Origin of the sequence: Bradyrhizobium algeriense, from assembly GCF_036924595.1 — a bacterium.
Classification (GTDB): Bacteria; Pseudomonadota; Alphaproteobacteria; order Rhizobiales; family Xanthobacteraceae; genus Bradyrhizobium; species Bradyrhizobium algeriense.
This window is the reverse complement of the sequence record NZ_JAZHRV010000001.1, coordinates 2530525-2542967: the sequence shown is the minus strand read 5'-3', so window position 1 is coordinate 2542967 and position 12443 is coordinate 2530525. Positions and strand designations below refer to the sequence as shown.

Genomic DNA, 12443 nt, shown 5'->3' with positions numbered 1-12443 from the left:
CTTATATAGCGCGCAGATTATCGAATACTATTACAGCGAGACCGCGATCAGTTCCTCCACCAGCGGACCGCCGCCGACCGGAAACACGATGAACTGCTTGCCGCCGGCCATGTAGGTCATCGGCGCGCCGACCGCGTTGGCCGGCACGGCAATCTCCGCCAGCATTTCGCCTGAAGTCTTGTCGTAGACCCAAAGATGCGGATTGAAATTGTTGAGATCCGCGATCCGGCGCGTGCCGCCCGGCGGCAAGCGCGGCGCGCTGAAATAACCGGATTGCACAACGATCATCACCGTTTTGGTGATCAGCGCCCAACTGCGGGTTGGAAATCCCAAGCGCTCACGGATGCCGAGCTGCTGAATGGTCGGAATAAGCTCGGCACGCCCAACCGGGATCCGCCAGCGGTGGTCTCCGCTGTTCATGTCGATGGCGAGCATGCTGCCGAATGGCGGCTTGAGCAGCGGCAAACCGCGCGGTCCGGACAAATAGCGGAACTCACCGATGAAGTCGTAGGGCGATTCACCCGGCCTCGGTCTGCGAACGGTGACGACAAACGGCAGACGATAGGTGCCGACATAGAGCATGCCGGTTTCCGGATCGATCGCGGCACCGGCCCAGTTGCCGCCGCCGGCGACGCCGGGCACCTGGATGGTGCCCCGCTCGGATGGCGGCGTGAACAGCGGACCGTGATCGTATTTCGCGACGATGTCCTTTGCCTCCTGGTGGAGCTCCGGCGTGAAATCGATCAGGTCTTCGTCTCGCACGCCCTGAATGTCGATCGGGGCCGGCCGCGTCGGAAACGGCTGGGTCTTCGATGCGCTTTCGCCGGGCACGCTCGAAGCCGATACCGGCTGTTCCTCGATCGGCCACACCGGCTGGCCGGTGACGCGATCGAAGACGTAGACGAACGCCTGCTTGGTCACCTGCGCCACCGCTTTGACCGGCTTTCCACCGACGGTGATGTCGATCAGGGTTGGCGCCGCCGGGGTGTCGTAATCCCACAAGCCGTGATGCACCAGCTGGTAGTGCCAGACTTTTTTGCCGGTGGCCGCTTCGAGACAGACGAGGCTGTCGCCATAAAGCCCGTCACCGGGACGGTGGCCGCCATAGTAATCATTGGTCGGCGTGCTTACCGGCAGATAGACATAGCCGAGATCCTCGTCCGCGCTCATCGGCGCCCAGACATTGGCGTTGCCGGCCTCCCGCCACGATTCCCGCTGCCAGGTTTCGACGCCGGGCTCCTCGCCCTGCGGCACGGTGTGGAAGGTCCAGAGCAGCCGGCCGGTCACCACGTCGAAGCCGCGCACGTCACCGGGCGGCGACGGGCTTTTCCGCCACCAGTCCATCACAGACGAACCGACCACAATGACGCCGCGCGCGATCACGGGCGGCGAACTCATGGTGTAATAGTCGCGATCGACCGGGCGGCGCAGCCCTTGCGAGAGGTCAATCCGGCCGTCGTTGCCGAAGCCCGGCACCGGCTTCCCGGTCTTCGCATCCAGCGCGATCATCTGCGCGAATGCCGTGAGCATGATGATGCGCTCGTCATCGCCATTGCGCCAATAGGCGACGCCACGGTGCAGCCAGCCGTCATTCGCCGGAATGCCAAGCCCGTTTTCGTAAACCCTGGGATCGAACACCCATTTGGTTTCGCCGGTCGCAGCATCGATCGCCGCGACCTGCGACAACGTCGTCGATGTGTAGAGCACGCCGCCGATCATCAGCGGCGTCGATTCGTGGGCGCGCGTCGGGCCGATTTTCGGATTCGCTTCTTTGATCGCCATGTCAGGCGATTTCCACCGCCAGGCGACGCGGAGGTTTTTTGCGCTTTCGCGGTCGATCTGCGTTAGTGGCGAATAGCGCGACGCGGCGTAGGTGCCGGCATAAGCCGGCCATTCGCCTTGGGAAAGTGCCTTGGCGGATTCAGGAATCGCGCCGGGGATCGATTGGGCGCGGAGCGTCGCGGGCATTGCGCACAACGTGAGCGCAAGGCCGATTGCTGTGATGAGCCGTCGCGATCCTGCTTTGCGCAATGCCGCCTCCCTGCCCCTCGGGCAAGCATCGGCGAGAACAAGAACGCCGTCAAAGGGGATCGGGAAAAATGGAGGCCGGATTACGAAACCGTAATCCTGCCTCTCGGGGCCTACTCCACCCCTCTCAAGAACTTGTTCGATTTCGGCAGGCCGTGTGCAAGACGGCCGGCGTCGGCGCGGTTGCCGCGCCAGTCGGACAATTCCTTGGCGCTCATGCTCTGCTCGCGGCCGGCGGAATCCTTCCAGGTCAGCCCCGCCTTGAGCTCGAACACGGCGACGTCGGACAGCTTGGCGCTGGAGTACTTCTGCAGCCGCACGCCACGGCCGCGTGCCATTTCCGGCACCTGGTCGAGCGGGAACAGCACCATCTTGTGGTTGGTGCCGATCGCGGCAACGGTGTCACCCTGCACGGTCGCGATCGCGCAGGCCTCGTTCGGCATGGTGACGTTGAGCACCTGCTTGCCCTTGCGGGTGTTGCCGACGCAATCCTCTTCCTTGACCACGAATCCCTGCCCCTCGCTGCTCGCGATCAGGAATTTGCGCTCGCCCTTGTTGACGAACAGCGACACGATCGCGGCGTCCTGCTCCATGTCGATGAACATGCGGATCGGCTCGCCATGGCCGCGGCCGCCGGGCAGTTTTGCGACGTCGAGCGAATAGAATTTGCCGTTGGTGGCAAACAGCAGAAGCTTAGAGGTGGTCTCGGCGAAGAAGGCATGGTCAAGCTTGTCGTCGGTCTTGAACGCAAGGCCCGAGATATCCTCGACATGGCCCTTCAGCGTTCGCACCCAGCCCTTTTCGGAGATCACGACCGTGCACGGCTCGCGCTCGACGAAGGCTTCCTCGATTGCAGCAAGGTCATGCTCGGGCGCATCGGCGAACATCGTGCGGCGCTTGCCGAGCGGCGTCTTCGGTCCAAAAAGGTCGCGGACCTTGCGAACCTGCTCGCCGACCTTGGACCATTGCTCGGTCTCGGAACCGAGCAGCGACTTGATGCCCTTCAACTCGCCGCGAAGGTTCTTGTCCTCGGTGCGAATTTCGAATTCCTCGAGCTTGCGCAAGGAGCGCAGGCGCATGTTGAGGATGGCGTCGGCCTGGACTTCCGTGAGCTTGAACGCCTTGATCAGCGCCGGCTTCGGCTCATCCTCGGTGCGGATGATCTTGATCACCTTGTCGATGTTCAAGTACGCGATCAGGTAACCGCCGAGAATTTCGAGCCGGTTCTCGATCTGCGTCTTGCGGTAATTGGAGCGGCGGACCAGCACGTCGCGCAGATGGTCGAGCCATTCGCGCAAACATTCCGCAAGCCCCACCACCTTGGGGATCTTGCCCTTGATCAGCACGTTGAGGTTCAGCGAAATCTTGCTCTCGAGCTCGGTGAGCCGGAACAGCGATTCCATCATCAGCGCCGGATCGACCGCGCGGGATTTCGGCTCGATCACGAGGCGGACGTCTTCGGCCGATTCGTCCCTGACGTCGCCGACCAGCGGCAGCTTCTTCTCGTTCAGCAGTTCGGCGATCTTCTCGACCAGCCGGGATTTTTGCACCAGCCACGGGATCTCGGTGATGACGACGACCCAGGTGCCGCGGGCGCCCTCTTCCTGGGTCCACTTGGCGCGGGTGCGGAACGAGCCGCGCCCGGTCATGTAGGCTTCGGCGATGCTTTCCTTTGAGTCGACAACAATGCCGCCGGTCGGGAAATCCGGGCCCTTGACCCATTTCAACAGCGACTTCGACTTGGCGTCGGGCTTGTCGATCAGATGCAGCGCGGCGTCGCAGAGTTCGGCTGCGTTGTGCGGCGGGATCGAGGTGGCCATGCCGACCGCGATGCCCTGCGAACCGTTGGCGAGCAGATTCGGGAAGCCGCCGGGCAGGACCACCGGCTCCTTACTCTGGCCGTCGTAATTCGGGCGGAATTCGACGCCGTCTTCGTCGATGCCTTCCAGCAGCAGCCGCGCGACGTCGGTCATGCGCGCTTCGGTGTAGCGATAGGCGGCGGGATTATCGCCGTCGATATTGCCGAAATTGCCCTGGCCGTCGACCAGCGGATAGCGTGAGGCGAAGTCCTGTGCCAGGCGCACCATGGCGTCGTAGATCGCCTGGTCGCCATGCGGATGGAACGAGCCCATCACGTCGCCGACGATTTTCGCGGATTTCTTGAACGGCGTGCCGGGGTCAAGCCGCAACAGGCGCATGCCGTAGAGGATGCGCCGGTGCACCGGCTTCAGCCCGTCGCGGGCGTCCGGCAGAGCGCGATGCATGATGGTCGAGAGCGCGTAGGCGAGATAGCGCTCTTCCAGCGCATCGCGCAGCATGACCTCGTGGATTTCGGCCGGTTCTTCCGGCGGCAGCTGTCGTTTTCCCATGGGGAGGCGTTAAACTTTTCGGCTGAATCGGGCAAGACGGGAATGGGGCGGCACCCCCAACCGTCGTCCCTGCGAACGCAGGAAACCATAACCACAGGTGTTTGTGGCGAAAAATGGCTGAGGCCGCCGCCCCATGGATGGGCTACGGCGTATGGGTCCCTGCTTTCGCATTGCTTTCGCAGGGACGACCGGCGGCAGGAGCCAAGTCACCCCGCCGAACTGATTCGCGCCCGATTCCTCGTCACCGCGTTGATGAACCCGTCCCGTGCGTCGGAATGGCCCTGCCCGCGCGGTTCCAGCACGTGGCGGAGCAGGAATAGCCCGGTCAGACGAAAACCGTCCTGCAGGTCCTGGTCCGACCAGCCGTTCGCCCCGCCCTCGCCTTCGCGCAGGAAAGCCGGCAGCCGCAGCAGCCGGTCCCGGTAGGGCTCGCCCGCCCGCCGCGACACCGCGCCGCCGGACTTTGGCGAGACGTAGATCAGGTCCGCGGTCTCGCCGGTGGCGGCGCAGTTTTCCAGATCGAGGCCGAAGCCGAGTTCGGCCAGCATCGCCAGCTCAAACCTGATGAGGTGGGCCGCCGCGCCGCCGGCATCGTCAAAGTCGTCGAGCGTGCGGTCGAGCATCTCGTAGATGTCCTCGTGCGGATCGCGCTCCGGCAGCAACCGCACCAGCGAGGCCAGATGGGTGACGCCATAGGTCGCGTGCGCCGACGCCAGCAGGGTGGCCGCGCGCAAGCGCGTACCCTCAATGGCGTAATATCCGAGATGCTCGTCGAGCCGCGCCCGCCACACCGTGGTGACGCTGTTGCCCGGCTGCAGCAAGGGCCGCATCCGCTTGCCCGCACCGCCGCGCACCAGGCCGAGATGACGGCCATGCGCGCGCGTCAGCAGTTCGACGATGGCGGAGGATTCGCCATGCCGCCGCACGCCCAGCACGATACCCTCGTCGGTCCATTCCATGGCTGGAGTTTACAGGATTTCGTGGTTACGCGCAGCCGTTCCGCAACGCCGTCATTCCGGGGCGATGCGAAGCATCGAACTATGGTGCGCCCTTGCGCACCTGAGAATCTCGAGATTCCCCGATGCGCAATTGCGCATCTGAGGTTCGCTTCGCGCCCCGGAATGGCAGCAAGAACGTCACGCGTTGAACCATCCCACCGCGTCGCCGGTGAAGGAGAAGTACAGCCCCGCCGCGGTCAGTGCGCAGGAAATCACCTCGATGCCGCTGTCGAACGCCAGGCCCTTTGCGCCGATCACCTGCACGAGCGAAATCACCGACAGCACCAGCGCTGCCGCCAGCACCCAGCGTGGCCAGTTCTTGCGGCGCTGGGCGGCGAGCCAGACGAAGTAGACCAGAAGCAGGATCAGGCCGGCCGCCATCAGAGTCGCCACGTTGACCATCTGCGCGGTCATGTCGGCTTTTGGCGTGCGGTCCTGAAACGCCACCGACACCGAGTCCAGCGTCAGCGACAAATACAGCAGAGCCTCAAACCACACTACGTTCCGGGGTACGTTCATCGGGCTTGTTCTTCTTTATTGCTTGATCATTCCTTGGGGAATTCCAGCCCCATTTCCCGGTAGCGGTCGGGGTCGTCGCCCCAGTTCTCGCGCACCTTGACGAACAGGAAAAGGTGCACGGGCACGCCCAGAATCTCGGCGATCTCCTTGCGCGAATCCGCACCGATCGACTTGATGGTGGCGCCGCCCTTGCCGAGCACGATCTTGCGCTGGCTCTCGCGCTCGACAAAGATGGTCTGCTCGATGCGAACCGACTTGTCGTTGCGCTCGGTCCAGCTATCGGTCTCGACGGTCGATTGATACGGCAGCTCCTGGTGGAGCTGGCGGTAGATCTTTTCGCGGGTGATTTCGGCTGCCAGATGCCGCAGCGGCGCATCCGACATCTGGTCCTCGGGGTAATGAAACGGCCCCGACGGCACCATCTTCGCAAGCGTCTTGCGCAGGTCGTCGACGCCATCGCCCGACAGCGCCGAGATCATGAAGGTGCTTTCGAAATTCATGCGCTCATTGGCGGCCTGCGCCAGCGCCAAAAGCTTCTCGCGCGGGATCAGGTCGATCTTGTTCAGCACCAGGATTTTCGGGTGTTGAACCGACGCAAGCTTGTTCAGGATCGCGTCGGCCTCGTCGTCGATCCCGGCCTTGGCGTCGAGCAGCACGCAGACGAGGTCGGCATCATGGGCCCCGCTCCAGGCGGTGGACACCATGGCGCGGTCGAGCCTTCGTTTGGGCGAGAATATGCCGGGCGTATCGACCAGGATGATCTGCGCATTGTCCTCGATCACGATGCCGCGGATCAGGGCGCGGGTTGTCTGCACCTTGCGCGAGACGATGGTGACCTTGGAGCCGACCAGCGCGTTGACCAGCGTGGACTTGCCGACATTGGGCGCGCCGATCAGCGCGACAAAGCCGCAAGCGGTCTCGGCGGGCGCGCCGGGTGTGGGTTCAACTGTCATTGCTGCCGCCGCCGACGCCTTCGCGTTCGATCATCACGGAGGCCGCGACCTTCTCGGCGGCGCGCTTGGAGCCGCCGACGCCTTCGGCGGGCACAAGGCCCGGCAGATCGACGGCGACGCGGAACTGCGGGTCGTGATGCGGCCCGGTGCGCTCGATCTCGCGATAGACCGGCGTCGGCAATCCCTTGCTCTGGGCCCATTCCTGCAACACCGTCTTGGGATCGCGCAGCGGCCGGCGCGGCTTGCGCATCCGCTCCAGCCAGTTGCGCTCGACAAATTGCGACGCCGCCGCATAGCCGCCGTCGAGATAGATCGCGCCGATCACGGCCTCGCAGATGTCGCCGAGCACGGATTTGCGCAGGCGCGCGCCCGCCCCTGCGCCTACCGCGCCGAGCTTGATGTCGTCGAGCAGCCCGAGCGATTTTGCGACGTCGGCGCAGCTTTCCTTGCGCACGAGATCGGCCAGACGCTTGGACAGTTCGCCCTCGTCGGCCCGCGGATAGGCGCGATACAGCATGTCGGAGATAATCAGCCCGAGCACGTGATCGCCGAGGAATTCCAGCCGCTGATAGCTGTCGGCGCGATGGCGGGTCGCGGGCTTCAAGGCGGAGACATGGGTAAAGGCGGTCGTCAGCAGCGCGGGATCGGAAAATTTGTAGCCGATGCGTCCCTCGATCGCGGCAGCGGCCGCCTTGGCCCCGGCCTTGCCGCGCCTCTTTTTCGGCGCAGCGACGCCGGCGGCTTCGGCCTGCTGGCCCGGCTCACCCGAGGTCGATGTGTCAGGAATGGTCGCTGTTTCGTCGATCATCGCACGATTGTGAATAGGCGATTCCAGCGCACGGCGGTCGGCCAGCGCCAGAACATCCAGGCATGTTCGCCCTCGGCAATGGAGAAGAAGATCATCTGCGCCCGGCCGACGATGTTCTCGAACGGCACATAACCCACCGCCGACAGCACGCGGCTGTCGGTCGAGTTGTCGCGGTTGTCGCCCATCATGAAGAAGTGGCCGGCGGGCACGGTGTAGACGTTGGTGTTGTCGTAGAAGCCGTTGTCGACGCAATCGAGCGATTCATAGCTGACGCCGTTCGGCAGCGTTTCCTTCCAGCGCTTGACGCGCGCGGTGGCATCCGAGCCGCAAGGGTCTTCGCCGATGAAATCGGACAAGCGCTCGCGCTTGATCGGCTTGTCGTTGATGTAGAGCAGGCCTTCCCGCATCTGGATGCGGTCACCCGGCAGGCCGATCACGCGCTTGATGTAATCGGTGGAGTCATCCTTCGGCAGGCGGAACACCACGATATCGCCACGGTTCGGCTCCGAGCCGAAGATGCGGCCCGAGAACAACGGCGGCGACAGGGGAATGGAGTAGTGGCTGTAGCCGTAGGAATATTTCGAGACGAACAGGTAATCGCCCACCAGCAGCGTCGCCTTCATCGATCCCGAGGGGATGTTGAACGGCTGGAACAGGAAGGTGCGGATCACGAGCGCGATCAGGAGAGCGTGGATGACGACGCGGATGGTTTCACCCAAGCCGCTTTCAGATTTTGTGCTGGAGGTCACGCTCATCGCTTTCCCAATTCCCGCGAGCCCTTGCCCGCACGGTGGCAGAACGTTTTCCGCACGCGAATCGCCTGAAACGTTCGCGTCAGGAAAATGGTCTCGATACTGAAGTTGAGAGCCAATTCCGGCGCTAACCTGAATCGGCCCTGGCTCGAACACGTTGCTTGCCGCGTTTTAGACGGTTGTTCGTGGGCGCGCAATCAAGCGCCCCGTAAAAACTTCATAATCCATTGATAAATCAATGATTTTTAGTTTTATATTGAACCCCCGGCGCAAACGCCTGCGCGGTTCAAGATTTGCCGGGAACGACCGCCGAAATTATGACGAAGGCCTGCGCCAGCGGCCAGTCGTCGGTGATCGACAGATCGATCCGCGCCTCGAACCCCTCCGGCGTCAGCGCCTCGAGCCGGGCCAGCGCGCCGCCGGTCAGTTTCATGGTCGGACGGCCGCCCGGCAGGTTCACCACCCCCATGTCCCGCCACCAGACGCCGCGCCGGATCCCGGTGCCGAGCGCCTTGGAACAGGCCTCCTTGGCGGCGAATCGCTTGGCGTAGGTCGCGACCACCATCTTTTCGCTGTTGGCGCGCCGCGCCGCCTTGGCGCGCTCGGCGTCGGTGAAGATGCGGTCGAGGAAGCGGTCGCCATGGCGTTCGATCACCTTGGCAACCCTTGTGATGTCGATCAGGTCGGAGCCGATCCCGATGATCATGTCCGGCCTGCGATTTTCTGGCGGCCGCGGTCCATGGCGGCCCGCATCTGCCGCACGGTCTCGCCAAGGCCTATGAACAGCGCCTCCCCCATCATGAAATAGCCGATGTTGAGTTCGGCGATCTCGGGCAGTGCGGCGATCGTCTCGGCGGTCTGGTAGTCGAGGCCGTGGCCGGCATGGACCTCCAGCCCCGCCGCGCGCGCCAAGGCCGCGCCCGCCACGATCCGCTGCCATTCCGCCTCGGCCTTTGCGGTGTGGCCGTCGACCACGGCGTCGCACCAGCCGCCGGTATGGATCTCGATCACGGGCGCGCGCAATCTTGCCGCCACCTCGATCTGTTGCGGGTCGGCCGAGATGAACAGCGACACCCGGATGCCGGCATCGTTGAGCCGCGCAATGAAGGGGGCCAGCGCATTGTGCTGGCCGACCACGTCCAATCCGCCCTCGGTGGTGAGCTCCTCGCGGCGCTCCGGCACCAGGCACACGGCGTGGGGCTTTGTGGCGAGCGAGATCCTCAGCATGTCTTCGGTGGCCGCCATCTCGAAATTCAGCGGCTTCGAGATTTCGGCCTTCAGGCGGGCCATGTCGCTGTCGCGGATGTGGCGGCGGTCCTCCCGCAGATGCGCGGTGATGCCGTCGGCGCCGGCCTCGATCGCGGCCAGCGCGGCGCGCACCGGATCCGGCCGCGCGCCCCCCCGCGCGTTGCGCAAGGTGGCGACGTGGTCGACATTGACGCCGAGGCGGAGCGGAGGAACGGGCATGACGGTCTCACAGACTGAATTGCAGCAGCAGAGATAGCACGGATGTCATGCGCGGGCATGACCCGCGCAGCCGCAACGACGATACCGCCTATCCATTGACGCGCTCAACCTTGGCGACGACGGCCTTGGCGCGCAATTGAGCGATAATTGCACTGAGATGCTTGAGGTCATAGACCTCGAGATCGATGGTCAGCTCGGTGAAATCAGGCGAGCGGCGCGACATGCTGATATTGTCGATATTGCCGTCATGCTCGGCGATCACGGTGGCGACCTGGGCGAGGCTGCCGGGCTCGTTGACGTTATGGACCAGGATCCGCGCCGGGAAACGCTGCGGCATGGTTTCGTCGATATCCCAGCGCACGTCGAGCCAGCGCTCCGGCTCCTCCTCGAAATCCTTCAACGCCGGCGACTGGATCGGATAGATCGTGATCCCCTCGCCCGGCGTGACGATGCCGACGATGCGGTCCCCCGGCACCGCACCGCCGTTCGGCGCGAACTTCACCGGCAAATCGGAATTTATGCCGCGCACCGGGATGACGGAGGCGCTGCGCGCCGGATGCGGCGGCGATTTGAGCTTCAATTTCACCGCGAGGCTCTTCTTGGCCCCGTAGCGCACCATCCGCTCTTCCTTGTAGTCCGGATACATGGCGCGGGCGACGTCGGAGGCCTTGAGTTCACCGCGCCCGACGGATGCCATCACGTCCTCGATCGAGGCGCGCGCCAGCCGGGGAAGCGCGCCCTTCAGCTTGTCGTCGGCGTATTCGATCTTGGCGCGGGCGAACAGGCGGTCGATGATGCGGCGGCCGAGGCCGGCATATTGATCGCGTACCGCGGTGCGGGTCGCGCGGCGGATCGCGGCGCGGGCCTTGCCGGTGACCGCCAGCGATTCCCAGGCCGAGGGCGGCGCCGACTGAGCGACCGAGGTCAAAACCTCGACTTCGTCGCCGTTCTGCAGTTCCGACGACAAAGGCGCGAACTTGCCGTTGATCTTGCAACCGACGGCCGAGTTGCCGACATCGGTGTGCACGGCGTAGGCGAAGTCGATCACATTGGCCTGACGCGGCAGCGCGATCAGCTTGCCCTTCGGGGTGAAACAGAACACCTGGTCATGGAACAGCTCGAGCTTGGTGTGCTCCAGGAACTCTTCCGGATTGGCGCTCTCCGAGAGGATTCCGACGGTGTGGCGGAGCCAGGCAAAGGCGTTGGATTCGTGCTTGAGCCGCTCGGTCGGCGATCCCATGCCTTCCTTGTAGAACGCATGCGCTGCGATGCCGAATTCCGCGATCTGGTTCATTTCCTCAGTGCGGATCTGCAGTTCGACGCGCTGGTTGCCGGGGCCGATCACGGTGGTGTGGAGCGAACGGTAGTCGTTCTGCTTCGGCGTGGAGATGTAATCCTTGAAGCGGCCGGGCACCACCGGCCAGGTGGTGTGCACGACGCCGAGCGCGCGGTAGCAGGCTTCGACATCCGGCATCACGACGCGGAAGCCGAAGATGTCGGACAGCTGTTCGAAGCCGACCGATTTACGCTCCATCTTGGTCCAGATCGAAAACGGCTGCTTGCGGCGGCCATAGACGCGCGCGGTGATGCCGTTCTTCTGCAGGTTCTTGGAAAGCTGGCTTTCGATCTCGCCGATCAAATTGCGGTTACGCTCGGCCAGCGCGTCCAGCCGCTGCATCACCACGGCATAGGCTTCCGGATCGAGCGTATGGAACGAGAGATCCTCGAGCTCCTCGCGCATCTCCTGCATGCCCATGCGGCCGGCGAGCGGCGCGTAGATGTCCAGCGTCTCCTCGGCGATGCGGCGGCGCGAGGCGTGCGGCACGAATTCCAGCGTGCGCATGTTGTGCAGGCGATCGGCGAGCTTGATCAGCAGCACACGAACGTCGTCGGCGATCGCCAGCAAAAGCTTGCGCAGGTTCTCGGCCTGCTTGGCTTCGCGCGAGACCAGTTCCAGCCGCTTCAGCTTGGTGAGCCCTTCGACCAGCGCGCCGATCTCGTGGCCGAAGATGTTGTCGATCTCGGCGCGCGTCGCCTCGGTATCCTCGATGGTGTCGTGCAGCAGCGCGGCTACGATGGTGGCGTCATCGAGCTTGAGGTTGGTCAGGATCGCCGCGACCTCGAGCGGATGCGAGAAATAGGGATCGCCGGAAGCGCGGGTCTGCGTGCCGTGCGCCTTCATCGCGTAGACATAGGCCCGATTGAGCAGGTCTTCGTTGGTGTCCGGATTGTACGAGCGGACGCGCTCGACCAGATCGTATTGCCGCATCATGCGCGAGCGCGATTTCGGCTTCTCCGTCACAGGCGAGGTCGGCGCGACCGCGACCTGGCCGGTTGCGGCCTGCATTTGCCGGGAACTGCGGCGCCAATACGCCATCCAATTACTGCCCTCTTCCACCAGACCCGGACGGGTCCCGCTGCTTACGTATCTAATGCGTTTTCGAACGGCGATGCACGCCGCTCGGGCCGCGAAACGGTTCAATTTCGCTTGGGCCAGCGGCTATCCAACGCCCAACCCGGTGACCCGCCGGACAGGCTAAGTCAGCCGA

At 64.0% G+C, this 12443-nt stretch carries 10 protein-coding genes; all 10 read right to left on the bottom strand.

Annotation, left to right across the window (positions count from 1 at the left end; translation table 11 throughout):
- Positions 1–30: 30 nt before the first annotated feature.
- The 10 genes from V1286_RS12400 to V1286_RS12355 all read right to left on the bottom strand — a co-directional run bounded on the left by V1286_RS12400 (position 31) and on the right by V1286_RS12355 (position 12271).
- Positions 31–1968, bottom strand: coding sequence for a pyrroloquinoline quinone-dependent dehydrogenase (locus V1286_RS12400; protein WP_334479891.1), 1938 nt, complete (start codon positions 1966–1968; stop codon positions 31–33).
- Positions 1969–2141: 173 nt separating this feature from the next.
- Positions 2142–4397, bottom strand: coding sequence for a DNA topoisomerase IV subunit A (gene parC / locus V1286_RS12395; RefSeq protein WP_334479889.1), 2256 nt, complete (start codon positions 4395–4397; stop codon positions 2142–2144).
- A gap of 206 nt (positions 4398–4603) precedes the next feature.
- Positions 4604–5356, bottom strand: a complete 753-nt coding sequence (gene recO / locus V1286_RS12390) for a DNA repair protein RecO (protein ID WP_334479888.1) — start codon at positions 5354–5356, stop codon at positions 4604–4606.
- 177 nt (positions 5357–5533) lie between these two features.
- Positions 5534–5914 (bottom strand): hypothetical protein, encoded by a 381-nt coding sequence (locus V1286_RS12385; RefSeq protein ID WP_334479887.1) that lies wholly within the window; start codon positions 5912–5914, stop codon positions 5534–5536.
- Between the two features lie 26 nt (positions 5915–5940).
- Positions 5941–6867: a GTPase Era gene (era, locus tag V1286_RS12380; protein ID WP_334479885.1), complete on the bottom strand. Its 927-nt coding sequence runs from the start codon at positions 6865–6867 to the stop codon at positions 5941–5943.
- On the bottom strand, positions 6857–7675 hold the full coding sequence (gene rnc, locus V1286_RS12375; RefSeq protein ID WP_334479883.1) for a ribonuclease III: 819 nt from the start codon (positions 7673–7675) through the stop codon (positions 6857–6859). The genes era and rnc overlap by 11 nt, the downstream gene beginning before the upstream one ends.
- The gene (lepB, locus tag V1286_RS12370) at positions 7672–8430 is read right to left on the bottom strand and encodes a signal peptidase I (protein ID WP_108517686.1); all 759 of its coding nucleotides are present in this window, start codon (positions 8428–8430) and stop codon (positions 7672–7674) included. Before lepB ends, rnc begins: the two co-directional genes overlap by 4 nt.
- A 283-nt stretch (positions 8431–8713) precedes the next feature.
- Positions 8714–9133 carry a holo-ACP synthase gene (acpS, locus tag V1286_RS12365; protein ID WP_334479881.1) on the bottom strand — a complete coding sequence of 140 codons (420 nt, stop codon included), beginning with the start codon at positions 9131–9133 and terminating at the stop codon, positions 8714–8716.
- Positions 9130–9894, bottom strand: a complete 765-nt coding sequence (locus tag V1286_RS12360) for a pyridoxine 5'-phosphate synthase (protein ID WP_334479879.1) — start codon at positions 9892–9894, stop codon at positions 9130–9132. Before V1286_RS12360 ends, acpS begins: the two co-directional genes overlap by 4 nt.
- Before the next feature lie 88 nt (positions 9895–9982).
- A complete protein-coding gene (locus V1286_RS12355; protein ID WP_334479877.1) occupies positions 9983–12271 on the bottom strand; it encodes a RelA/SpoT family protein in 2289 nt (762 codons plus the stop codon).
- Positions 12272–12443: the final 172 nt, after the last annotated feature.

Excerpts from the sequence above, each read along its gene's own strand:
- V1286_RS12400 (WP_334479891.1), bottom strand. The coding sequence starts at position 1,968 with ATGCCCGCGACGCTCCGCGCCCAATCGATCCCCGGCGCGATTCCTGAA.
- parC (WP_334479889.1), bottom strand. The coding sequence starts at position 4,397 with ATGGGAAAACGACAGCTGCCGCCGGAAGAACCGGCCGAAATCCACGAG.
- recO (WP_334479888.1), bottom strand. The coding sequence starts at position 5,356 with ATGGAATGGACCGACGAGGGTATCGTGCTGGGCGTGCGGCGGCATGGC.
- V1286_RS12385 (WP_334479887.1), bottom strand. The coding sequence starts at position 5,914 with ATGAACGTACCCCGGAACGTAGTGTGGTTTGAGGCTCTGCTGTATTTG.
- era (WP_334479885.1), bottom strand. The coding sequence starts at position 6,867 with ATGACAGTTGAACCCACACCCGGCGCGCCCGCCGAGACCGCTTGCGGC.
- rnc (WP_334479883.1), bottom strand. The coding sequence starts at position 7,675 with ATGATCGACGAAACAGCGACCATTCCTGACACATCGACCTCGGGTGAG.
- lepB (WP_108517686.1), bottom strand. The coding sequence starts at position 8,430 with ATGAGCGTGACCTCCAGCACAAAATCTGAAAGCGGCTTGGGTGAAACC.
- acpS (WP_334479881.1), bottom strand. The coding sequence starts at position 9,133 with ATGATCATCGGGATCGGCTCCGACCTGATCGACATCACAAGGGTTGCC.
- V1286_RS12360 (WP_334479879.1), bottom strand. The coding sequence starts at position 9,894 with ATGCCCGTTCCTCCGCTCCGCCTCGGCGTCAATGTCGACCACGTCGCC.
- V1286_RS12355 (WP_334479877.1), bottom strand. The coding sequence starts at position 12,271 with ATGGCGTATTGGCGCCGCAGTTCCCGGCAAATGCAGGCCGCAACCGGC.